At 73.7% G+C, this 24,200-nt stretch carries 23 protein-coding genes and 1 pseudogene; 12 read left to right on the forward strand and 12 right to left on the reverse strand.

Features of this window, described 5'->3' with window-relative positions; all coding sequences use genetic code 11:
* Nucleotides 1-78: 78 nt before the first annotated feature.
* Together ACLQ20_RS06645 and ACLQ20_RS06650 are read right to left on the reverse strand one after the other, a co-directional pair.
* Entirely contained in the window at nt 79-657 is a 579-nt protein-coding gene (locus tag ACLQ20_RS06645; protein ID WP_327029663.1) for a TetR/AcrR family transcriptional regulator, read from the reverse strand.
* Nucleotides 650-1,447 (reverse strand): alpha/beta fold hydrolase, encoded by a 798-nt coding sequence (locus ACLQ20_RS06650; RefSeq protein ID WP_132230795.1) that lies wholly within the window; start codon nt 1,445-1,447, stop codon nt 650-652. The genes ACLQ20_RS06645 and ACLQ20_RS06650 overlap by 8 nt, the downstream gene beginning before the upstream one ends.
* Nucleotides 1,448-1,523: 76 nt before the next feature.
* Between ACLQ20_RS06650 and ACLQ20_RS06655 the strand changes: the two genes are divergently transcribed.
* A complete protein-coding gene (locus tag ACLQ20_RS06655) occupies nt 1,524-1,922 on the forward strand; it encodes a VOC family protein (protein WP_327029664.1) in 399 nt (132 codons plus the stop codon).
* Between the two features lies 1 nt (nt 1,923).
* On the opposite strand, the gene ACLQ20_RS06660 is transcribed toward ACLQ20_RS06655, so the two are convergent.
* Nucleotides 1,924-2,844 carry a proline dehydrogenase family protein gene (locus tag ACLQ20_RS06660; protein WP_151453384.1) on the reverse strand — a complete coding sequence of 307 codons (921 nt, stop codon included), beginning with the start codon at nt 2,842-2,844 and terminating at the stop codon, nt 1,924-1,926.
* 131 nt (nt 2,845-2,975) lie between these two features.
* Here ACLQ20_RS06660 and ACLQ20_RS06665 point away from each other — a divergent pair, with 131 nt between their 5' ends.
* The 3 genes from ACLQ20_RS06665 to ACLQ20_RS06675 are packed head-to-tail and all read left to right on the forward strand — an operon-like array spanning nt 2,976 to nt 5,005.
* Nucleotides 2,976-3,245, forward strand: a complete 270-nt coding sequence (locus tag ACLQ20_RS06665) for a hypothetical protein (protein WP_225852019.1) — start codon at nt 2,976-2,978, stop codon at nt 3,243-3,245.
* 1 nt (nt 3,246) lies between these two features.
* Nucleotides 3,247-4,413: a glutathionylspermidine synthase family protein gene (locus tag ACLQ20_RS06670; protein WP_358120665.1), complete on the forward strand. Its 1,167-nt coding sequence runs from the start codon at nt 3,247-3,249 to the stop codon at nt 4,411-4,413.
* A 19-nt stretch (nt 4,414-4,432) separates the two neighbouring features.
* Nucleotides 4,433-5,005, forward strand: a complete 573-nt coding sequence (locus tag ACLQ20_RS06675; protein ID WP_151453382.1) for a CGNR zinc finger domain-containing protein — start codon at nt 4,433-4,435, stop codon at nt 5,003-5,005.
* A 113-nt stretch (nt 5,006-5,118) separates the two neighbouring features.
* On the opposite strand, the gene ACLQ20_RS06680 is transcribed toward ACLQ20_RS06675, so the two are convergent.
* Nucleotides 5,119-5,925 (reverse strand): sugar phosphate isomerase/epimerase family protein, encoded by an 807-nt coding sequence (locus ACLQ20_RS06680; RefSeq protein ID WP_192581301.1) that lies wholly within the window; start codon nt 5,923-5,925, stop codon nt 5,119-5,121.
* Nucleotides 5,926-6,014: 89 nt separating this feature from the next.
* Entirely contained in the window at nt 6,015-6,959 is a 945-nt protein-coding gene (locus tag ACLQ20_RS06685) for a Ppx/GppA phosphatase family protein (protein WP_327029667.1), read from the reverse strand.
* 74 nt (nt 6,960-7,033) lie between these two features.
* On the opposite strand from ACLQ20_RS06685, the gene ACLQ20_RS06690 reads away from it, so the two are divergent.
* Entirely contained in the window at nt 7,034-7,843 is an 810-nt protein-coding gene (locus ACLQ20_RS06690) for a hypothetical protein (RefSeq protein WP_151453380.1), read from the forward strand.
* Between the two features lie 56 nt (nt 7,844-7,899).
* Here the strand turns inward: ACLQ20_RS06690 and ACLQ20_RS06695 are convergent, their stop codons facing one another.
* Both ACLQ20_RS06695 and ACLQ20_RS06700 read right to left on the reverse strand, forming a co-directional pair.
* The gene (locus ACLQ20_RS06695; RefSeq protein ID WP_151453379.1) at nt 7,900-8,583 is read right to left on the reverse strand and encodes a response regulator transcription factor; all 684 of its coding nucleotides are present in this window, start codon (nt 8,581-8,583) and stop codon (nt 7,900-7,902) included.
* A gap of 23 nt (nt 8,584-8,606) precedes the next feature.
* Nucleotides 8,607-9,893: a sensor histidine kinase gene (locus ACLQ20_RS06700; RefSeq protein WP_151453378.1), complete on the reverse strand. Its 1,287-nt coding sequence runs from the start codon at nt 9,891-9,893 to the stop codon at nt 8,607-8,609.
* Nucleotides 9,894-10,158: 265 nt separating this feature from the next.
* Between ACLQ20_RS06700 and phoU the strand changes: the two genes are divergently transcribed.
* Nucleotides 10,159-10,812: a phosphate signaling complex protein PhoU gene (gene phoU / locus ACLQ20_RS06705; protein WP_425854564.1), complete on the forward strand. Its 654-nt coding sequence runs from the start codon at nt 10,159-10,161 to the stop codon at nt 10,810-10,812.
* Between the two features lie 63 nt (nt 10,813-10,875).
* Here phoU and ACLQ20_RS06710 read toward each other — a convergent pair whose 3' ends face one another.
* A complete protein-coding gene (locus tag ACLQ20_RS06710; RefSeq protein ID WP_151453377.1) occupies nt 10,876-11,643 on the reverse strand; it encodes a phosphoglyceromutase in 768 nt (255 codons plus the stop codon).
* 145 nt (nt 11,644-11,788) lie between these two features.
* Between ACLQ20_RS06710 and ACLQ20_RS06715 the strand changes: the two are divergent.
* Nucleotides 11,789-13,111 (forward strand): annotated as a pseudogene (locus ACLQ20_RS06715) (MDR family MFS transporter); the annotation flags it as partial.
* A 365-nt stretch (nt 13,112-13,476) separates the two neighbouring features.
* Nucleotides 13,477-14,898, forward strand: a complete 1,422-nt coding sequence (locus ACLQ20_RS06720; protein ID WP_425854565.1) for an MFS transporter — start codon at nt 13,477-13,479, stop codon at nt 14,896-14,898.
* 467 nt (nt 14,899-15,365) lie between these two features.
* Here the strand turns inward: ACLQ20_RS06720 and ACLQ20_RS06725 are convergent, their stop codons facing one another.
* From ACLQ20_RS06725 to mshA, 3 genes are all read right to left on the reverse strand, one after another.
* Nucleotides 15,366-16,328 (reverse strand): hypothetical protein, encoded by a 963-nt coding sequence (locus tag ACLQ20_RS06725; protein ID WP_425854567.1) that lies wholly within the window; start codon nt 16,326-16,328, stop codon nt 15,366-15,368.
* Between the two features lie 436 nt (nt 16,329-16,764).
* Nucleotides 16,765-17,292 (reverse strand): YbjN domain-containing protein, encoded by a 528-nt coding sequence (locus ACLQ20_RS06730; protein ID WP_151453002.1) that lies wholly within the window; start codon nt 17,290-17,292, stop codon nt 16,765-16,767.
* 245 nt (nt 17,293-17,537) lie between these two features.
* Nucleotides 17,538-18,902 (reverse strand): D-inositol-3-phosphate glycosyltransferase, encoded by a 1,365-nt coding sequence (gene mshA / locus ACLQ20_RS06735; protein ID WP_425854569.1) that lies wholly within the window; start codon nt 18,900-18,902, stop codon nt 17,538-17,540.
* 181 nt (nt 18,903-19,083) lie between these two features.
* On the opposite strand from mshA, the gene ACLQ20_RS06740 reads away from it, so the two are divergent.
* On the forward strand, nt 19,084-19,845 hold the full coding sequence (locus tag ACLQ20_RS06740) for an SDR family NAD(P)-dependent oxidoreductase (RefSeq protein ID WP_151453000.1): 762 nt from the start codon (nt 19,084-19,086) through the stop codon (nt 19,843-19,845).
* Nucleotides 19,846-19,868: 23 nt separating this feature from the next.
* Entirely contained in the window at nt 19,869-20,666 is a 798-nt protein-coding gene (locus ACLQ20_RS06745; protein ID WP_327029671.1) for a class I SAM-dependent methyltransferase, read from the forward strand.
* Between the two features lie 18 nt (nt 20,667-20,684).
* On the opposite strand, the gene ACLQ20_RS06750 is transcribed toward ACLQ20_RS06745, so the two are convergent.
* Nucleotides 20,685-21,776, reverse strand: coding sequence for a UDP-N-acetylmuramate dehydrogenase (locus ACLQ20_RS06750; RefSeq protein WP_425854572.1), 1,092 nt, complete (start codon nt 21,774-21,776; stop codon nt 20,685-20,687).
* A 70-nt stretch (nt 21,777-21,846) separates the two neighbouring features.
* Here ACLQ20_RS06750 and ACLQ20_RS06755 point away from each other — a divergent pair, with 70 nt between their 5' ends.
* Nucleotides 21,847-22,608: a maleylpyruvate isomerase family mycothiol-dependent enzyme gene (locus tag ACLQ20_RS06755; protein ID WP_327029673.1), complete on the forward strand. Its 762-nt coding sequence runs from the start codon at nt 21,847-21,849 to the stop codon at nt 22,606-22,608.
* A 242-nt stretch (nt 22,609-22,850) separates the two neighbouring features.
* Nucleotides 22,851-24,152, forward strand: coding sequence for an ABC transporter substrate-binding protein (locus ACLQ20_RS06760; RefSeq protein ID WP_327029674.1), 1,302 nt, complete (start codon nt 22,851-22,853; stop codon nt 24,150-24,152).
* The last annotated feature ends 48 nt before the right edge of the window (nt 24,153-24,200 follow it).

Raw genomic sequence — 24,200 nt, forward strand, 5'->3', positions numbered from 1 at the left:
GTCGCCGCGTCCAGGGTCAGCCCCACCGGCCGCCGACGGCCGGCTCCAGCGGGAAGAGCGGCAGCGGACCCAGGGCCGTCAGCGGCGGTCCGCGCGGGGCCAGGACCGGAACGCGCCGTCCAGCGCGGCGACCAGGTTGTCGAACGTGGCATCGACAGCGCGGGGCATGCCGAAGCCGCCGGCCGCCTCCAGCGAGACGAACCCGTGCAGGGTGCTACGCAGCATCCGGGTCGCGTCGACGGCGTCGTCGCCGTCGAGCCCGTAGCCCCGCAGGGTGGCCCGGATCGCCCCGACGGCCCGCTCGCCGGCGGCGACGTGTTCCGGGTCGGCCGGGTCCGGGACCCGCTGGGTGGCCGGGTAGCGACCGGGGTGCCGGTGCGCGTACGCCCGGTAGGCGGTGGCGACGGCCCGCAGCGCGTCCCCGCCGGCCCGGCCCGCGGCGGCGGCGGTCAGTTCGTCGGCGAGTTCGGCGGTGGCCAACGCGGAGAGCTTCTGGGCGAGCGCGTCGGCCCCTCGCACGTGCTTGTAGAGGCTCGGCAGCGCGACGCCGAGCCGGTTGGCCAGCGCGGCGAGGGTGAGCTGGTCGGCGCCGACCTCGTCGGCGAGGCGGGCCGCCTCGCGCACCACGCTCGCCTGGGTCAGCCCGGCCCTAGGCACCGGTGACCGCCAGGAACTCGGCGAGTTGGGCGGCGGTGCGCGCCGGCTGGTCTGCGTGCGGGTAGTGGCCGGAGTCGTCGATCATCCGGGCCTCGGCGGTGGCGAAGAGCCGGCGGGCCGCCCGCGCCCCGGCACCAGGGTCACGGAAGTCCGGGTCCTTCGTGCCCATCAGCACCAGCACCGGCTGCCGGACCTCGCGCGCCCGCGCGGTCCAGTGCGGGTCGGCCGGCGCGATCACGCCGCGCATCGCCGCCATCCGGCCGGGCTCGCGCAGGGTGGCGACCATGGCCTTGCGGTACGCGGCGTCGTCGGCGGGCCGCTCGCACGGGAAGAGCGTGCGGTGGAAGAGCCCGAACAGCCGGGGGCTGCGCAGCACGGCGGCCAGGGCCACCCGCATGAACGGGTTGAGCTTCGGCTCCTCGGCGAACGGGGCGAGCTGGACGACGCCGTTGACCAGGGCGGGATCGTCGGCGGCGGCGAAGACCACGGCCGCCGCGCTGGACGAGCTGCCGACGAGGGTGGCCGGTCCGCCGCCGAGGTCGCGGACCACCGCGAGCAGGTCGGCACCGACCTCCGCCGGGGCGTACGACGGCCAGCCGGCGCTGGACGCGCCGTGCCCCCGGACGTCCACCGCCGCCACCCGGTGCCCGGCCGCGACGAGCAGCGGGACCAGGTGGCGGAAGGAGCCGCGGTTCTCCCCCATGCCGTGCGAGAGGACGACGAGCGGCCCCTGCCCGTGCACCTCGTAGGCGATCCGCCCGCCGTCCCGCTCCACATAGCTAACCGTCATAACCAATAAGCTAATGCAGTTAGCCAGCGCCGTCAAGGCTTGACCTCACATCGGCTTCAGGTCGCACGATCGGGTCATGTCGCTCGCCCCCACGCACCTGCGCATCGCCCGACCGAGCCGCGACCTGGCAGCCGCCGAACGCTTCTGGGTCGGCGGACTCGGCCTCGACGTGCTCTGGCGCTCCGCCGCCGAGGCGCCGGGCGAGCACGACCTGCTGATGGTCGGCCGGCCGGGCGACCACTGGCACCTGGAACTCGTCGGCGGGGAGCACGCCGTCGCGCCGACGCCGACCGTCGAGGACCTGCTGGTGCTCTACCTCGACGGCCCCGTCGACGACGGGCTGGTCCGGGAACTGGAACGGGCCGGCGGGACGAGGGTCTCCGCCGGCCCGTACTGGGACCGCTGGGGGGTGACGGTGGCCGATCCGGACGGCTACCGCCTGGTGCTGAGCACCCGGGGCTGGTCGAACGGCTGACCTACTTCTTCGACAGCACGGCCCGGCCGAAGAACATCAGGTTGGCCGGGCGCTCGGCGAGCCGGCGCATCAGGTAGCCGTACCAGTCCTCGCCGTAGGGCAGGTAGGTGCGCACGGTGTAGCCCTCGCCGGCCAGCCGGGCCTGCTCCTCCGGACGGATGCCGTAGAGCATCTGGAACTCGAAGCGCTCGGGGCCGCGGTCGAACCAGCGGGCCCGGTCCTCCCCGATGGCGATCAGGCGGGGGTCGTGGGTGGCCAGCATCGGGTAGCCGTCGCCGGACATGAGGATGTTCATGCACCGCACGTAGGACTTGTCCACCTCGCGCGCGGACTGGTAGGCCACCGACTCCGGCTCCTTGTACGCGCCCTTGCACAGCCGGACCCGGGAACCGGCCGTGGCCAGCTCGCGGCAGTCCGACTCCGTCCGCCGCAGGTACGCCTGGAGCACGGCGCCGGTCGACGGGTGGTCCTTGCGCAGCTTGGCGAGGATGTCCAGCGTCGAGTCGGTGGTGGTGTGGTCCTCCATGTCCAGGGTGACCGTGGTGCCCGCCTCCTCGGCGGCGGCGCAGATCGCCCGCGCGTTGTCGTAGGCGAGCTGCTCGTCGAACATCTGGCCCAGCGCCGACAGCTTGACGCTCACCTCGGCGGCCGGGGTGAGCCCCGCCTCGGCGAGCCGCCGGAGCAGCCCGACGTACTCGTCGCGGGTGGCGGTGGCCTGCTCGGGGGTGACGGTGTCCTCGCCGAGGTTGTCGAGGGTGACCGCGAGACCGTCGTCGACGAGTTCGCGGGTCGCGCGCAACGCGTCGTCGGTCTTGGCGCCGGCGACGAACCGGCGGACGAGGTCCCGGCTGAACGGGGCCGTCGCGACGAGCCGCTCGACCTGGGGTGACCGGGAGGCGGCGAGGATGACGGTACGGAGCATGGACCGAGCGTAACGCCCGCCGGTGGCCCCGCGCGGGGCAGCGGGCGCAGCCTCGGTCGCCAGGTCCCAACACCGTCACAGGCACCGACCGGGGGCGGACGGCGGTGGCCCCCATCGGTTACAACGATGACGTGGAACAACGCCCCCGCCGCCGGCTCCGGTCGGCCTCCGTGCAGCTCGGCGCGCTCACCGTCCTCGCGCTCACCCTCTCCGGCTGCAACATGTCCTCGGACGACGACGATGACGACTGCGCCCTCGGCCCCGTGGGCGGCGGCGAGACGGTGGCCCTGGCGCTGCGGGCGCCCACGGTGACCGCCGGGCGCACAGCGCCGGAGCCGGCCGCCGCGGCGGTGCCCGACCGGGGCGGCTTCGGCACCCACCTCGCCTCCTGCGGCGGCTGAGGTGCGCCGGGAGTCGGTCACCCCCCGCCCGGACTGGGACGCCACGATCCGCTCCCAGGGCCTGGTGTACGTCGACACCGAGCTGCCCGACGGCGGCATCATGTCCTACTGGGACGAGACCGCCGCGTACGCGTTCGAGCTGGACGAGGTGCTGCGGCTGGAGGAGGCGACCGAGGAGCTGCACCGGATGTCGGTCGCCGCCGCCGAGCACGTCGTCGCGCGCAACCGCTACGCCGAGTTCGGCATCCCCGCCTGGGCGGCCGAGGCCGTGGCCCGGTCGCTGCGCGAGGCGCCGCCCACCCTCTACGGGCGCTTCGACCTCGCCTACGACGGCACCTGGCCGCCGAAGATGCTGGAGTACAACGCCGACACCCCCACCGCGCTGGTCGAGGCGAGCATCATCCAGTGGTACTGGCTGGAGCACACCCGGCCGGAGCTGGACCAGTGGAACAGCCTGCACGAGCGCCTCGTCGAGGCCTGGGCGAAGATCGGCGCGGGGCTGCACGACCGCCGGGTGCACGTGGTCTGGTCCAACGAGGAGGAGTCCGGCGAGGACCACATGACCGCCGGCTACCTCGCCGAGACCGCCCGCCAGGCCGGGCTGGAGGTCACGCTCCAGCCGATCCAGCGGCTCGGCTGGGACGGCCGCCGCTTCGTCGACGCGGCCGACCAGCCGGTCACCACCTGCTTCAAGCTCTACCCCTGGGAGTGGATGCTCGCCGAGCCGTACGGGCCGCTGGCGCTGGAGCCGGGCACCCCGACGACCTGGATCGAGCCGGCGTGGAAGCTGCTGCTGTCGAACAAGGCGCTGCTCGCCGTGCTCTGGGAGCTGTACCCCGGCCACGAGCTGCTGCTGCCCGCGTACCTCGACTCGCCGCGCGGCATGACCGAGTACGTGGCCAAGCCGCTGCTCGGCCGCGAGGGCGGCTCGGTGCGGATCGTCACGGGCGACACCGAGATCACCAACCCGGGGATCTACGGCGACGAGGGCTGGTGCTACCAGGAGTTCCGGGCGCTGCCGGAGTTCGCCGGCAACCGGATGGTGCTGGGCAGCTGGATCGTCGACGGCGAGTCGGCCGGGGTGGGGGTGCGGGAGAGCGCGAGCCTCATCACCGACGGCTACGCGCGGTTCCTGCCGCACTACATCGACGCGCCACGGGTCCCCTGAGTCGTCTACGGTTGTGGGCGTGAACTTCGACGCGTACGCCCGGACCGGCGTTGACCTCGTCAACGCCCGCCTGGACGACCTCGACGACCTCCGGGCCCTCTTCCCCGACGACAACGCGTGGATGCGCGACGAGGTGGCGGAACGGGACCTCGCGACATTCCGGCGGGCGCAGAAGCGCTTGCGCGACGTCTTCGAGTACGGCACATCCGGGCGGGACGCCCAGGCGGTGACCGAGCTCAACGCGCTGCTGGAGGCGTTCCCGGTGCAGCCCCGCATCTCCGGGCACGACTCCAGCGACTGGCACATGCACGTGACCAGCCGGGGCGCCTCGGTGAGTGCCGAATACCTGGCCGGCGCCGCCTGGGGGCTGTCGGTCTGGCTCTGCGAGTACGGCAGCGCCCGGTTCGGGGTGTGTGCCGACGACCGCTGCGGCAACGTCTACCTGGACACCTCGTCCAACTGCTGCCGGCGGTTCTGCTCGGAACGCTGCGCCACCCGCTCGCACGTGGCCGCCCACCGCGCCCGCAAGCGCGCGGCCATCGGCGAGCAGGCCGGCGTGAACAGCAAGGAATCGCTCAGCACGACCGTCTGACACCGTGCCCGGCCGGCCCTCCGGTGCCGGCCGGGCACGCGCGGCGGCCCTCCGGGCGGCCACCGGGCACGGGGCGGCGGCCCTCCGGGCGGCCACCGGGCACGGGGCGGCGGTCAGGCGTCGACCGGGGACGGGGTGCCGAGGTGCTGGCGGGCGAACGCCAGCGACTCCCGCAGGTCGGCCTCCCGCACGGCGCGGCTCTTCGCGCCCCGGGTGGTGACCTCCACGGCGACCGAGCCGGTGAAGCCGCGCCCGGCCAGCGAGGAGAGCAGCTCGCCGCAGGGCTGGGTGCCGCGCCCCGGCACCAGGTGCTCGTCGCGGCCCTCACCCGTGCCGTCACCGAGGTGCACATGGGCCAGGTTGGCCCCCATCCGGTCGGCCATCGCCAGCGAGTCGGTGTGCGAGGCGGCGCAGTGCGACAGGTCGAGCGTGTAGGAGTCATACCCCGTCTCGGTCGGATCCCAGCCCGGGACGTACGGCACGAACTGCCGCCCCGCCATCCGGACCGGGTACATGTTCTCGACCGGGAAGCGCAGGTCGGGGTAGTCGGCGGCGATCGTGGCGAGCCCGTCGGCGAAGTTGCGCGCGTAGTCCCGCTGCCAGGTGAACGGCGGGTGCACCACCACGGTGGGCGCCCCGAGCGTCGCCGCCAGCTCCGCGGAGCGACGCAGCCGCTCCCACGGGTCGGGGCTCCACACCCGCTGCGTGACCAGCAGGCAGGGCGCGTGGACGGAGAGCACCGGGACGCCGTAGTGCTCGGCGAGCCCGCGCAGCGCGCCGGCGTCCTGGCTGACGGCGTCGGTCCAGACCATCACCTCGACGCCGTCGTAGCCGAGCGCGGCGGCCAACTGGAACGCCGCCGCGGTCCGCTCAGGAAAGACCGAGGACGTGGACAGGAGCACGGGGACGCGGGAAGTCACACCATCGAGGGTAGCCGGGGTCGATCGACACCTCGTGACGAGAGACCGCAAACCGCCCAGATCACACCGGACCGTCTACCGTTCGCGGTTCACACCGGACCGAGCTGGTCCAGGTGGCGCAGGATCACGCCCTCGCGCAGCGCCCAGGGGCAGATGTCCAGCGCGTCCACGTCCAACTGGCGCAGCACGGCCTCGGCGACGACCGCCCCCGCGAGCAACTGGTGGGCCCGGCCGGCGCTGACCCCCTCCAGCTCGGCGAGCTGGGCCGGCGGGATGTGCCGGATGAACCCGAGCACCTGGCGCAGCCCGGCGCGGGTGAGCCGGCGGGGCGCCCACAGTCCGGCGCCGGAGGGCGCCGCGCCAGCCAGCCGGGCCAGCGTCCGGAACGTCTTCGAGGTGGCCACCGGCCGCTCCCAGCCCACCGCGGTCAGCTGCGCGACGGCCGGTTCCAGCAGCCCGTCGACGTACGCCCGCAGCTCGTCGACCGCCTCGGCCGGCGGCGGCGCCGCGCTGTCGGGGGCCACCCGGAGCCGGTCCCGGGTGAGCCGGCCGGCGCCGAGCGGCAGGGAGACCGCCACGGCCGGGTCCTCGTCGATGCCGGCCGCGAGCTCCAGCGAGCCGCCGCCGATGTCCAGCACCAGCAGCCGGCCCGCCGACCAGCCGAACCAGCGCCGCACCGCGAGGAAGGTCAGCCGCGCCTCGTCCGCACCCGGCAGCACCTCCAGGCGTACGTCGGTCTCGTCGCGCACCCGCGCCAGCACCTCGGCGGCGTTGGTGGCGTCGCGGACGGCGGAGGTGGCGAACGCGATCAGGTCCTCGGCGCCCAGCCCCACGGCCGCCGCCCTGGCCATGCCGACCGCCTTGACCAGGCCGTCCGCGCCGGCCTCGGTGAGCGCGCCGTCCGGGCCGATCTGCTCGGCCAGCCGCAGCACGACCTTCTCCGAGTGCGCCGGCCAGGGGTGCGCCCCGTGATGGGCGTCGACCACCAGCAGGTGCACCGTGTTGGAACCGACGTCGAGGACACCCAGTCGCATGCTGAAGACACTAGGGCCAACCGGATTGCGCGGCTCGGCGGACCGGTGGGGGCACCGGGCGTACGCTGGGCCGGGTGACAGGCCAGATCGAACTCCGTGTGCTGGTGGACGACCCGGACGACCCCCGCAGCCGCGAGGTGCCCCTGGACTTTCCCCGGGAGTGGATCGAGTTCGCCGACCCGGCGGACGACAACCACCTCATCCGGGCCGACCTGACGTGGCTGCTCTCCCGCTGGACGTGCATCTTCGGCCGGGGCTGCCACGGCATCGTCGCCGGCCGGGCCGCCGACGGCTGCTGCTCGCACGGCGCGTTCTTCACCGACTCCGAGGACGAGCAGCGGGTCCGGGCCGCGGTCAAGCGGCTGACCCCGGCGACGTGGCAGCACTTCCGGCGCGGGTTCAAGAACTGGACCGAGAACGACACGATCGACGGCAAGAGCTCCGCCCGCCGCACCGCCACCCAGGAGGCGGACGGGCCGTGCGTCTTCCTCAACGACGCCGGCTTCCCGGGCGGCGCCGGCTGCGCCCTGCACGCGCAGGCGCTGCGCGACGAGGTGCACCCGCTGGAATACAAGCCCGACGTCTGCTGGCAGCTGCCGATCCGCCGCGACCAGGAGTGGGTCAAGCGTCCGGACAACACGAAGGTGCTGGTCTCCACGCTCTCCGAGTTCGACCGGCGGGGCTGGGGTGCCGGCGGGCACGACCTGGACTGGTGGTGCACGTCCTCCACCGACGCGCACGTCGGCAGCGAGCCGATGTACGTCTCGTACGGCCCGGAGCTGACCGCACTCGTGGGCGCCCCCGCGTACGCGAAGCTGGCCGAGGTGTGCGGGGCGCGCAGGCGGCAGGGCATGGTCGCCCCGCACCCCGCCGACGGTGCCTGACCGACCGACGACGACGGGGCCCGCGCGCGGCGCGGGCCCCGTCGTGCGTACGCCGGTCAGGGCTCGAACTTGTAGCCCAGACCCCGCACGGTGACGATGAAGCGCGGCGCGGACGGCTCCGGCTCGACCTTGGAGCGCAGCCGCTTGACGTGCACGTCGAGGGTCTTGGTGTCGCCGACGTAGTCGGCCCCCCAGACCCGGTCGATGAGCTGGCCCCGGGTGAGCACCCGGCCCGCGTTGCGCAGCAGCAGCTCCAGCAGCTCGAACTCCTTGAGCGGTAGCTGGACCGCGGCGCCGTCGACGGTCACCACGTGCCGTTCGATGTCCATCCGGACCGGGCCGGCGGCCAGCGTCGGCCCGCCCGACTCGGCGGCCTCGGCGCTCTGCCGCCGCAGCACCGCCCGGATCCGGGCGACCAGCTCCCGGGGCGAGTACGGCTTGGTCACGTAGTCGTCGGCGCCGATCTCCAGGCCGACCACCTTGTCGATCTCACTGTCCCGGGCGGTGACCATGATGATCGGCACGTGCGAACGCTGCCGGAGCTGCCGGCACACCTCGGTGCCGGACATCTCGGGCAGCATCAGGTCGAGCAGCACGATGTCGGCGCCGGTCCGGTCGAACTCGGTGAGGGCGGCGGTCCCCGTCGCGGCGACGGACACCTCGAAACCCTCCTTGCGGAGCATGTACGACAGGGCGTCGGAGAACGACTCCTCGTCCTCGACCACCAGTACGCGGCTCAACGGGACTTCCTTTCCATGTGCTGTCAGGCCTGCCGGAGTTCGGCCGGACCGGCCTCGATCCCAGCGGGCGGCGGTGTCGCCAGGCCCTCGTCGGGGGGACGGGTGGGCAGCCGGAGGGTGAACGTCGATCCACCACCAAGAGTGCTCGACACCTCCACCCTTCCGCCATGGTTGCCGGCGATGTGTTTCACGATGGCCAGCCCGAGGCCGGTGCCGCCGGTCGACCGGGACCGGGCCTGGTCGGCCCGGTAGAACCGCTCGAAGATCCGGTCGACGTCGGTCGGGGCGATCCCGATGCCCTGGTCGGCGACGGAGATCTCCACGTGTTCGTCGGCGGCGCGGGCGGTGATCCGGACGGTGGTGTCCTCGCCCGAGTAGTTGACGGCGTTCTCCACCAGGTTCGACACGGCCGTGGCGAGCTGCGCGTCGCTGCCGTGGACGGTCAGGCCCCGTTCGGCGTCGACGGCCACCTCGATCCGGCGGGCGGCGGCGGAGGTGCGGGTCCGGTCGATCACCTCGGCGATCACCCAGTCGATCGCGACCGGCTCCGGGGGCGGCTGCGGCTCGGCGCCCTGGAGGCGGGTCAGCTCCAGCAGCTCCTGCACCAGGCGGCCCAGCCGGGTGGACTCGTGCTGGATGCGCTCGGCGAACCGACGCGCGGCGACCAGGTCCTCGGAGAGGTCGGGTGCGCCCGCCCCGGCGGGCTCGGTGGCGTCCAGCAGCGCCTCGGCGAGGAGTTGCAGCGCCCCGATGGGGGTCTTGAGCTCGTGGCTGACGTTGGCGACGAAGTCGCGGCGGACCCGGGCCAGCCGGTGCGACTCGGTCACGTCCGAGGCCTCGACGGCGATGAAGCCTGCCCCGATCCCCATCGCCCGCAGGTGCACCCCGAGCGGGTTCACCCCGGCGTTGTCGCGGCCCCGCGGCAGGTCCAGCTCGATCTCGCGCCGCACGCCGGTGCGGCGCACCTGCCCGGCGAGCGTACGGATCAGTGGGTGGGCGGCGATCGAGCCCTGGGTGGGGCCGGTGCGGAGCAGCCCCATCGCCCGGGCGGCCGGGTTGACCAGGACGGGCAGGTCGTCGGGGTCGAGCACGACCACGCCGGCCCGTAGGGAGTCGATGGTCCGGCGGCCGATGCCGGACTGCGGATCCTCGGCTATCGGGAGCCTCCCGGAGGTGTGGGGGTAGCCGGACCGGCTCCCCGCCCGCGTGGCGCGTTCGCCCAGCGCCGGAACGAGCCGGGGCAGCAGCACCCCGGCGACCAGTCCGACCGCCAGCCCCACGGCCACCGCGACCGTCACCGCCCATTCCACCCGGCGATCGTAGGGTCATTGTTAACCTGGCAACCACCACAAACAGGATGAATCACCTTCGCTTCCGGCAAAGTTCACTCCCGCGTCCGGCGTCGTTCACCGAGGTTCACCTCGGGTCTCCCCGCCCGACCTACCGTGGGCGGCGTACCTGCCCCCGCCGGCCCGGGGCCGGCGACCAGCGACCCTCGCCCGCGCCACGGAGCCGGCGACCGTTGCGCCGGCCCCCGGCCGGGCGACCGACAACCAGCGACCACAGGACGTGACAATGCGCGACGAGTTCCGGGCTGACCTCCAGATCGTCAGCCAGCTGCTGGTGGACATGGCGGAAGGGGTCCGGGCCGCGATGCGGCAGGCCACCCAAGCCCTGCTCACCGCGGACCGCCGGGCGGCCGAGACGGTGATCGAGCGGGACGCCGAGATCGACGAGCTCTACCGGCACGTCGAGGAGCGGGTCTGCGACCTGCTCGCCCGGCAGGCCCCCGTCGCCTCCGACCTGCGCGCGATGATCACCGCGCTGCACGTCGCGGCCGACCTGGAGCGGATGGGCGACCTGGCCGACCACGTCGCCAAGACCGCCCTGCGCCGGCACCCCTCGCCGGCCGTTCCGGCGGAGCTGCGGCCGACCTTCACCGACATGGCCGCCATCGCCGACCGGATGGCCATCAAGATCGGCTCGGTGCTCGCCAAGCCCGACGCCGACCTCGCCGCCGAACTCGACGGCGACGACGACGCCATGGACGACCTGCACCGCAGCCTGTTCGGGCTGCTGCTCGGCGAGGACTGGCCGTACGGGGTGGAGACCGCCATCGACGCCACCCTGCTCGGCCGCTTCTACGAGCGCTTCGCCGACCACGCCGTCAACGCCGGCGAACACGTGGTCTACCTGATCACCGGACAGACCACCCCCACGGCGGGCTGAGCGCGCGCAAAGGGCCCCTTCCCACGCGCGTCGCGCCGGGAAGGGGCCCTTTCCGTGGCTACGTCAGCGGCCCTGGTTGGCCACCGCGGCGGCGGCCGCCTTGGCGGCGGTCGGGTCCAGGTACGTGCCGCCCAGGGTGAGCGGGCGCAGCTGCGGGTCCAGGTCGTAGCGCAGCGGGATGCCGGTGGGGATGTTGAGCTTGGCGATCGCCTCGTCGGAGATCTGGTCCAGGTGCTTCACCAGGGCGCGCAACGAGTTGCCGTGCGCGGCCACCAGCACCGTACGGCCAGCCAGGATGTCCGGCACGATCGAGTCGTACCAGTAGGGCAGCATCCGCTCGACGACGTCCTTGAGACACTCGGTGCGGGGCATCAGCTCGCCCGGCAGCAGCGCGTAACGCGGGTCGCCGACCTGCGAGAACTCGTCGTCGTCCGCGATCGGCGGCGGCGGGGTGTCGTACGAACGGCGCCAGAGCATGAACTGCTCCTCGCCGTACTCCTCCAGGGTCTGCTTCTTGTTCTTGCCCTGGAGGGCGCCGTAGTGCCGCTCGTTGAGCCGCCACGACCGGCGCACGGCGATCCAGTGCCGGTCGGCGGCATTGAGCGCCAGCTCGGCGGTGCGGATCGCGCGGCGCATCACGCTGGTGTGCACCACATCCGGCAGCAGGTCGTGCTCGCGCAGCAGCTCGCCGCCGCGGCGCGCCTCGGTCTCGCCCTTCTCGGTCAGGTCGACGTCGACCCAGCCGGTGAAGAGGTTCTTGGCGTTCCAGTCGCTCTCGCCGTGCCGCAGCAGGACCAGCGTCCCGACGGTGGGCCCCTCGCTAGCAGTCATGCCGATCATCCTGCCGCACGTCGCCGGGCGACGCGCGGGCGGTGGTCGTGACGACCACCACGTGGAAAATGCGCTGCCCGGAGATCCGGCCTGGCACTAGGTTGTAAGGCGCAACAATCAAGACGGTCATTACGGGGGCGCTGGCGTGCGGACGATGCTGGGTTGGTTCCGGGACACCACCGGCGGCCTACCGGTCAGCTTCTGGTACCTGTGGGCCGGCACCCTGATCAACCGGCTCGGCTCGTTCGTCCTGGTCTTCCTGGCCATCTACCTGACGCAGGAGCGCGGCTTCTCCGCGTCGCAGGCAGGGCTGGTGCTCGGCCTCTGGGGCGTCGGCGGGGCGCTCGGCACCACCGCCGGCGGCACGCTGAGCGACCGCTGGGGCCGCCGGCCCACCCTGCTCACCGCGCATCTCGGCGCGGCCACCATGATGCTCGCCCTCGGCTTCGCCCGGGAACTGTGGGCCGTGGCGCTCGGCGCCCTGCTGCTCGGCATGTTCGCCGAGGCGGCCCGGCCCGCGTTCGGCGCGATGGTGATCGACGTGGTGCCGGAGAAGGACCGGCTGCGCGCCTTCTCGCTGAACTACTGGGCGATCAACCTCGGCTTCGCCAGCGCGGCGATCCTCGCCGGCCTCGCCGCCGAGGCCGGCTTCCTGCTGCTCTTCGTGGTCGACGCGACCACCACCGTGATCACCGCACTGGTCATCTTCCTCAAGGTCGGCGAGACCCGGCGGGTCCCCGCCGGCGGGGGCGGCCAGCGGGGCGCCGGCGCCCCCGTCGGGGCGCTGCGCACCATCCTGCGCGACCGGGTCTTCCTCGGCTTCGTGACGCTCAACCTGTTCGCCGCGCTGGTCTTCCTCCAGCACATCTCGATGCTGCCGATCGCCATGGGCGACTCCGGGCTCAGTCCCACCACCTACGGCTCGGTCATCGCGCTCAACGGGGTGCTGATCGTGGTCGGCCAACTCTTCGTACCCCGGCTGATCAGGGGCCGGAGCCGATCGCACGTGCTCGCCCTGGCGTCGGTGGTGATGGGCGTCGGGTTCGGGCTCACCGCCTTCGCCGACACCGCCTGGTTCTACGGCCTGACCGTGCTGGTCTGGACGGTCGGCGAGATGCTCAACTCGCCGTCCAACGCCACCCTGATCGCCGAACTCTCCCCCGCCGAGCTGCGCGGCCGCTACCAGGGCGTCTTCTCGCTCTCCTGGCAGGGAGCCGCCGCGGTCGCGCCCGTCCTCGGCGGCCTGGTCCGGGAGCAGGCCGGCAACGCCCAGCTCTGGTTCGGCTGCGCCGCCATCGGCGGGCTGATGGCGCTCGCCCACCTGATCTCCGGCCCGGCCCGGGAGCGGCGGGCCACGCTGCTGCGGGCGGCCACCGGTCCCGTCGTACCGGTGGTGGCGATCCGCCCGCCCGCCCCGCAGGCCGCCGAGGCGGCGGCGACGGCCCCCGCCGAGCCGGTCGGCCCGGCAGGGGACGACGGCCTGCCGGACAGGGACCCGGGGCGGCCGGTCGGCCCGACAGGGAGCGACGGCCTGCCGGACAGGGACCCGGGGCGGCCGATCGGCCCAGCAGGGAGCGACGGCCTGCCGGACAGGGACCCGGGGCGGCCGATCGGCCCAGCAGGGGACGACGGCCTGCCGGACAAGGGCCCGGCAGGGCCGGTCGGTCCGGCCGGGAGCGACGGCCTGCCGGACAGAGGCCCGGGGCGGGCGCCGGAGCCGACGGGAGCGCGGTGACCAGCGACACGCTGGCGCGGCAGCCCTCGGCTTCCTACGGTCGAGGACGCTTCGGCCGAGGACGCCTCGGTTAGGAAACAGAACTGTCGGGAGGACGGGTGCGGGCCCTGCGCCGCTGGCTGGACGACACCGCGGGCGGGCTCCCCGCCACCTTCTGGTACCTCTGGGCCGGACTGCTGATCAACCGGGCCGGCGCCTTCGCGATGCTCTTCCTGTCGCTCTACCTGACCGAGGCGCGGGGAGCGAGCGAGGCGCTCACCGGCACGGTCGTCGGGGCGTACGGGCTGGGCGGGGCGGGCGGCGTGCTGCTCGGTGGGGTGCTGGCCGACCGGTGGGGGCGGCGGTCCACCCTGCTCGCCGCCCACCTGGCCACCGCCGGACTGATGGTCGGGCTGGCCTTCAGCCGGCACCTGGTGATGATCGCGGCGCTCGCCGCCCTGGTCGGGGTGGCGCACTCGATGCCCAGCCCCGCCTTCGTGGCGGCGATCGTCGACGTGGTGCCCGAACGCCGGCGCTCCCGGGCCTTCAACCTCCAGTTCTGGGCGTTCAACCTGGGCATGGCCGTCGCCTCGCTGCTGGCCGGCCTCCTCGCCGAGGCGAGCTTCGTCGCGCTCTTCCTGGTCGACGCCGCCGCCACCGCGCTCGCGGCGGTGGTCATCGCCTGGAAGGTCCCGGAGACGCTCCCCCGCCTCGCCGCCAAGGCTGCCCCGATCTTGGACACTTTCCGCTCCGACCGGACAGAAAGTGTCCAAGATCTTCGGGTGGCACCGGTCCGCGGCAGCGGAGCGGTGCCGCGGCGGGTGGGGCGGGAGCGGCAGCGGCGGGTGGGGTGGCCGCGGCGGGTGGGGCGGGAGCGGCAGGCGGGGCGGGAGCGGGAGCCGGGGCTGCACACGGCGCTGACCGACCGCACCTTCCTCACCTTCGTGGGCCTGACCTTCGTGTTGGCCGTGCTGACCATGCAGACGTCGACGATCATGCCCCTGGCGATGCGGTCGGACGGCCTGCGCCCGTCGGCGTACGGCGCGGTGGTGGCGCTCGGCGGAGTCCTGATCGTGCTCGGGCAGCTCTTCGTGCCGCGGCTGATCGAACGGCACCGCAAGGACCGCGTCCTGGCCGTCTCCACCGCGCTGCTGGCGCTCGGCTTCGCCACTCTCGCGTTCGCCGACGACGTGGCGGTCTACCTGGCCGCGGCGGTGGTCTGGACGGTCGGCCAGATGCTCGCCGCGCCGCCCAACGCGCAGATCAACGCCGACCTCGCCCCGCTCGAGCTGCGGGCCCGCTACCAGTCGGTGTTCTACCTGGCCTTCCCGGCGGCGTCGTTCGTGGCGCCCACCCTGGGCGGGGTCAGCCTCCAGTACCTCGGGGACCGGCACTGGCTCATCGTCGGCGGGCTCGGGCTGCTGGCCGCCGGCTGCCATCTGCTCGCCGGCCCACCCCGCGAACGCCGCGTAGCGGCCCTCCGCCAGCTCTCCACCCCCCTTCCCCCATCCCCGACCCCCGCCCCGTCCTCGGTGCGGTGATCATCAGGTTGGCGGCCCTGGGAGATCGACATCGCCGCCGACATCATGATCAACGCAGGCGGCGGGCGGGAAGGAAAGCCCGGGTTGGGGGGACAGCAGAACGCCCACCGCGACTCGTGATCGCGATGGGCGTTCGCACCGTATGACCGGCGGCGGCGGGCGAAGCCCACCCCCGTAGGCGTCGCCCGCTCGCGCCGCCGGTCCAAACAGGTGGCCACCGTCCCCCAACGGTGTTGTTCCACCCGTCCCCCGCGCCTCACTCGGTGCACGGATCTGATCGATCCACCGCTCCCCCGAACGGTTCCAAGCGTGGCGCGGTGCAATAAAGTTAGTTCGCCCGGGATTACGAAGACAACCTGGATGGGCTGTCTCGCCGGTCACAGCTCCGGTTCCCACCGGGAGTACCGTCACTTCGGGCCTCGGTGGTGGCCAACAGCGGTTACCCGTCGACCATTCCCCCAAACACGTCAGGCGTCCTCACGATCGGGCGATTCCGTACGGAAGAAGTTGCTCGGCCGGCCGTCACGGAGCTGCTCCTGGTAGATCAGGTTCAGCTTCCGCTCGTCGAAGGTCCGGAACCACTCGTCCCAGGTGATCTCACGTACCCGGCTGCTCTCGCGGTAACCGGGCATGTTGAAGGTGAGTACGCCGGCCCGCCCCTCCCGCTCGGTTCCCGCGATCGTCGCCGGTGCGGCGCCGCGCTCCCGCGCCCAGTTGCGGATCACGTCGTGGTTGGTGGTCACCAGGCTTCGGCCGGGGCGCTCCGGCCGGTCGGCGGTGGACGAGATGAGCTGCGAGGAGCGCACCGACCGCGAGGTGCTCCGCCCGGTCCGGACACCGGTCGCCGTACCGCCGCGCGTCGTGCCCGCCCGCGCCGACGCCGACGTACGGGCCGCCGTGGACTTCCGGGCCGCCGACGTGGTCTTCTTCGCCGGGGCGGCCTTCCTGGCCGGAGCCCGCTTCGCCGCCGCCTTCGCCGGCGGAGCGGTCTTCCTCGCCGCCGCCTTCTTCGCCGCCGGAGCTCTCTTCGCCGCAGCCGTCTTCTTCGCAGCCGGTGCCTTCTTCGCAGCCGCCGTCTTCTTCGCCGCGGGTGCCTTCTTCGCCGCCGGGGCCGTCTTCTTCGCCGCTGCCTTCTTTGCCGCAGCCTTCTTCGCCGGAGCGGCCTTGTTGGCCGCCTGTGCCCGGCCCGGGGCTGCCTTGTTCGCCGCCCGGCCCGACGCCGCCTTCTTCGTGGCGGCGGCCCGTCCGGCGGACGCCCGCGTCCCCGTCGCCCGACCGGCGGGCCCGGTGCTGCGACGCGCGGCACCGCCCGAGGTACGCTCCGCCCGCAGGGTCTTCGCCAGCGTCTTCACCAGTTCCGGCTTGCGCAGGGCGGAGATGCCGGAGACCCCGCGCTTGCGCAGCTGCCCCCGGATCTCGTCCACCTTCATCCCGGAGATCTCAGATTCGGAGATCGACGGGGTGTTCGGGGTCTGGTTGCCCGGCTGCCGTTTCGTCCTGGTCGCAGTCCCGCCGCGACCTGAGCTGTTCCGCTGAGCCATGGGACGCTCACGCTCCTCGACAGTTGGTCCTCGGCGCGCGGCGGGTCCCAGTGCCGCACCGCGCGGTGCGGCATACCCGTCAGGACCGGTCCGAACCTCCGACCGGGGCACCCGTGGTCCAGGCCGGTCGACGAGCGCGGCCAGGACCCTCCCGGCGAGCACGACCCGAGGCGGTCGTCGGCGGCACCCCCGGTCGGCCCGGCGACACCGGTACGGCCCGACGGCATCCGACTGCCCGGCGGGCACCGGTGCGGCCCGACGGCATCCGACTGCCCGGCGGGCACCAGGCTGCCCAACGGCACAGGGCTGCCCGACGACGCCCGACCTACCCTGCCGTGCCCGGCTGCCCGGCCGCGCCCGGGGAGGGCTCGAAGAGGTGGGCGAACGCCGCGAGGTTGGCGGTGGACTCGCCCCGCTTGACCCGCCACTCCCACTCCCGCCGGATCGAGCTGCCGAAGCCGATCTCCAGCATCGTGTCGAAGGACTCGTCGGCGTACGTCAGCACCGCGCCCAGGAGCCGGTCCAGCTCGTCGGCGTCGATCCCGGCCGGGTTGACGCGACCGGTCAGGTAGACGTCGCCGACCGCGTCGACGGAGAAGGACACGCCGTACATGCGGGCGTTGCGCTGCAACAGCCAGGCCCACAGCTCCTCGCGCCGCTCGTCCGGCTGGCGCATCACGAACGCCTCGATGCGCAGCGCGTGCTCGCCGAGGATGAGGTTGCAGACCGTCTTCAGCTTGTGGGTGCCCGGCAGCGTGACCGCGTACGAGCCCGGGCCGGTCGACTCCCAGGCCAGCTCCCGCTCGTCGCAGACCGACTCGATCAGGGCCGCAAGATCACTCTTCCCGCTCATCGGATCCACTCTACGGCCGGCACCGCCCCGGCACCGGGCGACGACGGCCGGCACGACAGCAGCCGGCACCAGGCGACGACGGCCGGCGACGACGGCCAACGCGACAGCGGCGGGCGCCAGGCGACGACGGCCGGCACGAGAGCGGCCGGCCCAGGCAACGACGGTCGGCATCAGGCGACGGGGGTCGGCATCAGGCGACGGGGGTCGGCGCGCGCCCGTAGGCCGGCAGGCAGGCGCGCGAGCGGTCACCAGGAGCAGGACATCGCCGGGCCGCAGGCCAGCTCGGAGGCGAGCCGGGCCCGGTGCGCGGCGATCGCCTCGCCGTAGACGGTGAGCAGCCCGGAGGCGGTGCGGTGCCAGGAGAAGTTGCGGGCGTGCCGCGCGGCGCCCCGGGCCAGCTCGGCGCGGTGGGGCCGGTCCGGCAGCAGGCGGCCGAGCGTACGGGCCCAGTCGGCCGGGTCGTGGCCGTCGATCAGCACGCCGCTGACCTGGTCCCGCACGGCGGTCACGAGGCCGCCGACGGCGGCGGCCACCACCGGCGTACCGCAGGCCTGTGCCTCCAGCGCGACCAGGCCGAAGGACTCGTTGTACGACGGCACCGCGACCAGGTCGGCGGCCCGGTACAGGGCGGGCAGGTCGTCACCGGTCTGCGGGGGCAGGAAACACACCCGGTCGGCGACGCCGAGCGTGCCGGCCAGCTCCATCAGGGCGGTCGGCCGGTCCAGCCCGCTGCCGCTGGGGCCCCCGCAGATCACCACGGTCACCTCGTCGGCGAGGACCGGGTCGCGCTCGCGCAGCGCGGCCACCGCGCGGATGAGCACGTCCGGGGCCTTCAGGGGCTGGATGCGGCCGACGAAGGCCACCACGTACCCGGTGGCGGGCAGCCCGAGCCGGCGGCGGGCCTCGACGACGGCGCGGTCGCGGTTCCCCGGGGCCGGGCGGAACCGGTCCAGGTCCACGCCGGGCTCGACCACGGCGACGCGGGCCGGATCGGCGTCGTACCGGTCGATGAGGTCACGGGCCTCGACCGTCGTGTTCGCGACCAGCCGGTCGGCCTCGGTGACCACCTGTTCCTCGCCGATGACGCGGGCCTTCGGTTCGGGCCGGTCCCCGGCGGCGAGCTGGGCGTTCTTGACCTTCGCCAGCGTGTGCGCGGTGTGCACCAGCGGCACCCCCCAGCGCTCCTTGGCCAGCCAGCCGACCTGGCCGGAGAGCCAGTAGTGGGAGTGGATCAGGTCGTAGTGGCCCGGGGGCCGGGACGCCTCGGTGCGGAGCACGCCGGCGGTGAAGGCGCAGAGCTGCCCCGGCAGCTCCTCCTTGGTGAGCCCTTCGAGGGGGCCGGAGGTGACGTGCCGGACGTGCACGCCGGGCGCCGTCTCGACCACCGGGGGCAGGTCGCCGGAGGTGGCCCGGGTGAAGATCTCCACCTCGACGTCCGCCTCGGCCAGCCGCCGGGCGACCTCCAGGATGTAGACGTTCATGCCGCCGGCGTCGCCGGTGCCCGGCTGGTGCAGGGGTGAGGTGTGCACCGAGAGCGTCGCGATCCGCCGGGGGCGGGGCCACGGGCGCGCACCGCGCTGACGACCCACACCGGTGTGCAATTCCGCCACGTCCGCTCCTTTTGTCACGGTTTATGCCGTCCGCACGCCCGGCGCCCTTCGGACAACGTCCCCGGCCGATGTCATCTTCCCCATCGGGCACCTGTAATGCGCCGGGGCGGCGCCCGGGCGTGACGGACCTCATCACCACGCCGCCGGCACCCGCCCCGGTGGCCCGGGGGAGAATGGCCGGATGACCTCTGTCGCCGTCGTCACCGGAGCCTCCAGCGGAATCGGGGCGGCCACCGCCCGCCGGCTCGCCGCCGAGGGGTTCCACGTCCTCGCCGCCGCGCGGCGTACCGACCGGTTGGCCGCCCTGGTGGCCGAAATCGAGGCCGCGGGGGGCGCGGCCACCGCCGTGGCCTGCGACGTCACCTCCGACGAGTCGGTGGCCGGCCTGGCCGGGGCGGCGACGGCCCTGGGCCCGGTCACCCTCCTGGTCAACAACGCGGGCGGCGCGCGCGGCCTGGATCCGGTCGAGTCCGGGTCGGTCGGCGACTGGCAGTGGATGTACGACGTCAACGTGCTCGGCACGCTGCGTGTCACCCAGGCGCTGCTGCCCGCGCTGGAGGCGTCCGGGGCCGGCACCATCGTGGTCGTCTCCTCGACCGCCGGCTTCACCGTGTACGAGGGCGGGGGCGGCTACGCCGCCGCGAAGCACGCGCAGACGGCGATCGCCGGCACGCTGCGGCTGGAACTCTGCGGCCGACCGGTGCGCGTGATCGAGATCGACCCGGGCATGGTCCGGACCGACGAGTTCGGGCTGGTCCGCTTCGCGGGGGACGCCGAGCGGGCAGCGGCCGTCTACGCCGGGGTCGCCGAGCCGCTGGTCGCCGAGGACGTCGCCGACTGCGTCGCCTGGTGCGCGACGCGCCCGCAGCACGTCAACGTGGACCGCCTCGTCGTACGGCCGCTGGCCCAGGCCGCCCAGCACAAGGTGCACCGGGTCGGCTGAGCCGGCCCGGGCGGTCGCGGACGATGACGGGCACGGCGCGGCACCGGCCGCTCGGCGTGGTGACCCGGGGGACGACGAACCCGAACCGGCTCCGCCGGGTGGACAACTGGATCGTCGAGACCTGCCGGGAGGCGCTGCGCGAGGCGGCCGACCCGCTGGTGGTGGACCTCGGCTACGGCGCCAGCCCGGTGACCGCCGTCGAACTGCGCGCCCGGCTCGCCACCGCGGTCCGCCCCGACGTGCGGGTCGTCGGGCTGGAGATCGATCCGGTACGCGTCGCCGCCGCCCAGCCGTCCGCCGACCCGCCCCGGCTCACCTTCGCCCGGGGCGGCTTCGAGCTGGCCGGGCTGCGGCCCGCCCTGGTCCGCGCGTTCAACGTCCTGCGCCAGTACGACGAGCGCGAGGTCGCCGACGCGTGGCGCACCATGACCGCCGGGCTGGCCCCGGGCGGGCTGCTGGTCGAGGGCACCTGCGACGAGTTGGGGCGGCTCGGCGGCTGGCTGCTGATCGACGCCGACGGCCCCCGTACGCTCACCCTCGCCGCGAAGCTCACCACCCTCGACACCCCCGCGGAGCTGGCCGAGCGGCTGCCCAAGGCGCTGATCCACCGCAACGTCCCCGGCGAGCGGATCCACGACCTGATCCGCGCGCTCGACGACGCCTGGCACGCCGCCGCCGGCTACGCCCCGTACGGCCCGCGCCAACGCTGGCTGCGCGCGGTCGCCGCGGTACGGGCGGCGGGCTGGCCGGTCCTGGACGGCCCCCGCCGCTGGCGCCACGGCGAACTCACCCTCCCCTGGCCCGAGATCGCCCCCGCCTGACGGCTGCCCGGCGGCGGGTCAGATGGTGCAGTTGATGAGGATCGGTTCGGGGTGCAGGGTCACGCCGAAGTGGTCGTGGACGCCGTCGCGGATCTCCCGGGCCAGCTCGACCAGGGACGCGGTGCTGGCGGTGCCGCTGCGGTTGGTCAGGGCGAGGGTGTGCTTGCTGGAGATGGCGACGCCCTCCGGCCCCGGGTGGCCCTTGCCGAAGCCGGCCCGGTCGATGAGCCAGGCGGCGCTGACCTTGACCATGTCCCCGGGGCAGGGCCAGGACGGCGGCTCGCCGATGTCGGCGGCGCGCTCGCGCAGCAGCTCGTACGCGGCGGCGTCGAGCACCGGGTTGGTGAAGAACGAGCCGACCGAGCGGGTGTCCGGGTCGGTGGCGTCGAGCACCATGCCCTTGCCGGCGCGCAGCCGCAGGACCGTGGCCCGGGCGTCGGCCAGCGGCACCCGGTCCCCCACCTGCACGCCGAGCGCCCGGGCCAGTTCCGCGTAGCGCACGGGGCCGGACAGCGGCGAGCGGGCGAGCCGGAAGTCGACGGAGAGCACCACCCAGCGGTCGCTGTACTTGAAAATGCTGGACCGGTACGCGAACCCGCAGTCGGCGGCGTCGATCCGCCCGACGGTCCCCTCGACCCGGTCGTGGACTCCGACGCCGACGATGGTCTCGGCGACCTCCTGGCCGTACGCGCCGACGTTCTGGATGGGGGTGGCGCCGGTCGAGCCGGGGATGCCGGAGAGGCACTCCAGGCCGGACCAGCCGTTGGCGACGGTGGTGGCGACCAGCTCGTCCCAGGGCTCGCCGGCCTCGACGCGTACGGTGACGGCGTCGGCGTCCTCGGCGACCACCCGCACGCCCCGGGAGCGCACCAGGACGACGGTGCCGGGGAAGCCGGCGTCCCCGATCACGACGTTGCTGCCCCCGGCGAGGAGCAGGACCTGCTCGTCGCGTCCGGCCGCCTCCCGCACGGCCCGCACGATCGCGTCGGCGTCGGTGCCGGCGACGACACGGGCGGCGGGACCGCCCAGGCGTAGGGTGGTGTATCGCGCCAGGTCGCACGTCGTGGCGGGTTCGGTTCCGGTTGTCGGCTGGGCGTAGACGTCTGACACGCCTTTCACCCTAGGCTGAGGGGTAGCCGCGGCGCCCACTGGTGGCCCGGTCACCCCCGGGAGGATGGCGATGAGCAGACTGCACGCAACGAAGGACTTCTGGTTGGGAGCGCTCCGGGCGGAGGGCCCGGCGTTCGCCGCCGCCGTGGCGGAAGCCCCGCCGGAGACACCGGTGCTGTCCTGTCCCGGCTGGACAGTCGCTGATCTGACCCTGCACCTCACCTCCCTCTACCGCTGGGTGCACTCGTTCGCGGGCACCGGCGCGGCCACCCCCTCGCCCGGCGGGTCCGAGCCGGTCGAGCTGGAGCCGGGCGTCGCCCCGCTCCAGCTCTGGCAGCAGGCGTACGACCGGCTGATGACCCTCTTCGACGGCCTCGACCCGGAGGCCCCGGCGTGGAACTGGGCGCCGCAGCCGAAGAAGGCGGGCTTCTGGCCGCGCCGGATGGCGCACGAGACCGCGGTGCACCGGTGGGACGCCCAGCTCGCCATCGCGGCGGGCGAGCCGGTCGAGGCGAAGCTCGCCGCCGACGGGGTGAGCGAGATCCTGGACACCTGGCTGCCGGCCGGTCGGCGCCGCACGGCCGGCCAGTGGCGCGGGGTGGTGCAGATCTCCGCCGTCGACGCCGGTCAGGAGTGGTTCCTGCGGCTGCGCGGCGAGGGCGTGGCGCTGCTCGACACGGCCACCATCTTCGACCACGACGACCACCACGCGCGGGCGCAGGTCAGCGGCACCGCGAGCGACCTGCTGCTGGCGCTCTGGGGCCGGGTCGGCCTCGACACGCTGGACGTGGCCGGCGACCGGGCCCTGCTGGAGGGCCTCCGCGTCGGCTGATCCACCGCCGCGCGGAGCCGGGCCCCGAGGGCTCCGCGCAGTTCCCACCGCACGTACGACGAGAGTGGCCGCCCGGCACAGGCGGCCACTCTCTTTGCGTCCGGTCTCGATCCGCAACCAGCGGAGAGCGCTCTCTTGACACCGGACCGGACCAACCACCACCCTGTCGTGAGAGCGCTCTCTCAGCTCTGCTCCACCACCTGCCTCACCACCTCAGACGACCTGAGAGGGGTCCGACCGATATGGGTGTCTTTCCGCGCCGCCGCCTGGCGGCGGTGGCCCTCGTCGCCGCCACCGCGCTGTTCGCCACCGCCGGCTGCGCCGGCGACGAACCCGCCAAGGACGGCAAGATCACGTTGACCGTGGACGTGTTCAGCCAGTTCGGCTATGAAGAGCTCTACAAGGAGTACATGGCCAGCCACCCGAACGTGAAGATCGTCGAGCGTGGCACCGGCACCAACCTCGACGACTACTCGCCGAAGCTGACCCAGTGGCTCGCCGCCGGCAAGGGCGCGGGCGACGTCGTCGCCATCGAAGAGGGGTTGATGGTCGAGTACAAGGCCAACCCCGACAACTTCGTCAACCTGCTCGACCACGGCGGGGCCGAGCTCCAGGGCAACTTCCTGGAGTGGAAGTGGAAGGGCGGGATGACCCAGGACGGCAAGCTGATCGGCCTGGGCACCGACGTCGGCGGCATGGCCATGTGCTACCGCACGGACCTGTTCGCCAAGGCCGGCCTGCCCACCGACCGCGAGGCCGTGTCGAAGCTCTGGCCGACCTGGCAGGACTACGTCAAGGTCGGTGAGCAGTTCAAGGCGAAGAACACCGGCGCCTCGTTCCTGGACGCCGCGACCAACATCTTCAACACGATCGTGCTCCAGACGGCCGGCAACGCGCAGGGCTACCACTACTACGACACCAGCGGAAACCTGGTGGTGGACAGCAACCCGGCGGTCCGGCAGGCCTGGGACACCACCATGGACATCATCGACTCCGGCCTCTCCGGCAAGTACGGCTCCTGGTCCGAGGAGTGGGTGTCGGCCTTCAAGCAGGCCAAGTTCGCCACCATCGCCTGCCCGGCCTGGATGACGGGCGTCATCGAGGGCAACGCCGGCGCCGAGGCCAAGGGCAAGTGGGACATCGCCCGGGTGCCCGGCAACGGCGGCAACTGGGGCGGCTCGTGGCTCGCCGTGCCGACCCAGAGCAAGCACCGCGCCGAGGCGATCGAGCTGGCGAAGTTCCTGACCAGCGCCAAGGGCCAGATCGGGGCGTTCAAGGCCAAGGGCCCGCTGCCCTCCTCGCCGCAGGCGCTGGCCGACCCCGCGATCGTCGACGCCAAGAACGCGTACTTCTCCGACGCCCCCGTCGGGCAGATCTTCGGCGAGGGCGCCAAGACGCTGAAGCCCGTCTACATGGGGCCGAAGAACCAGGCCGTCCGCACCGAGGTCGAGAACGCCGTCCGGACGGTGGAACTGGGTCAGCGCAAGCCCGACCAGGGCTGGACGGACGCGGTCAACAACGCGAAGAAGGCCGCCGCCAAGTAGCCCGAGCCGGAGTGCGGGCGGGAGGGCGCCGGGGGCGCCGGTCCCGCC

Source organism: Micromonospora sp. DT46 (assembly GCF_049841735.1).
GTDB classification, from domain to species: Bacteria; Actinomycetota; Actinomycetes; order Mycobacteriales; family Micromonosporaceae; genus Micromonospora; species Micromonospora reichwaldensis.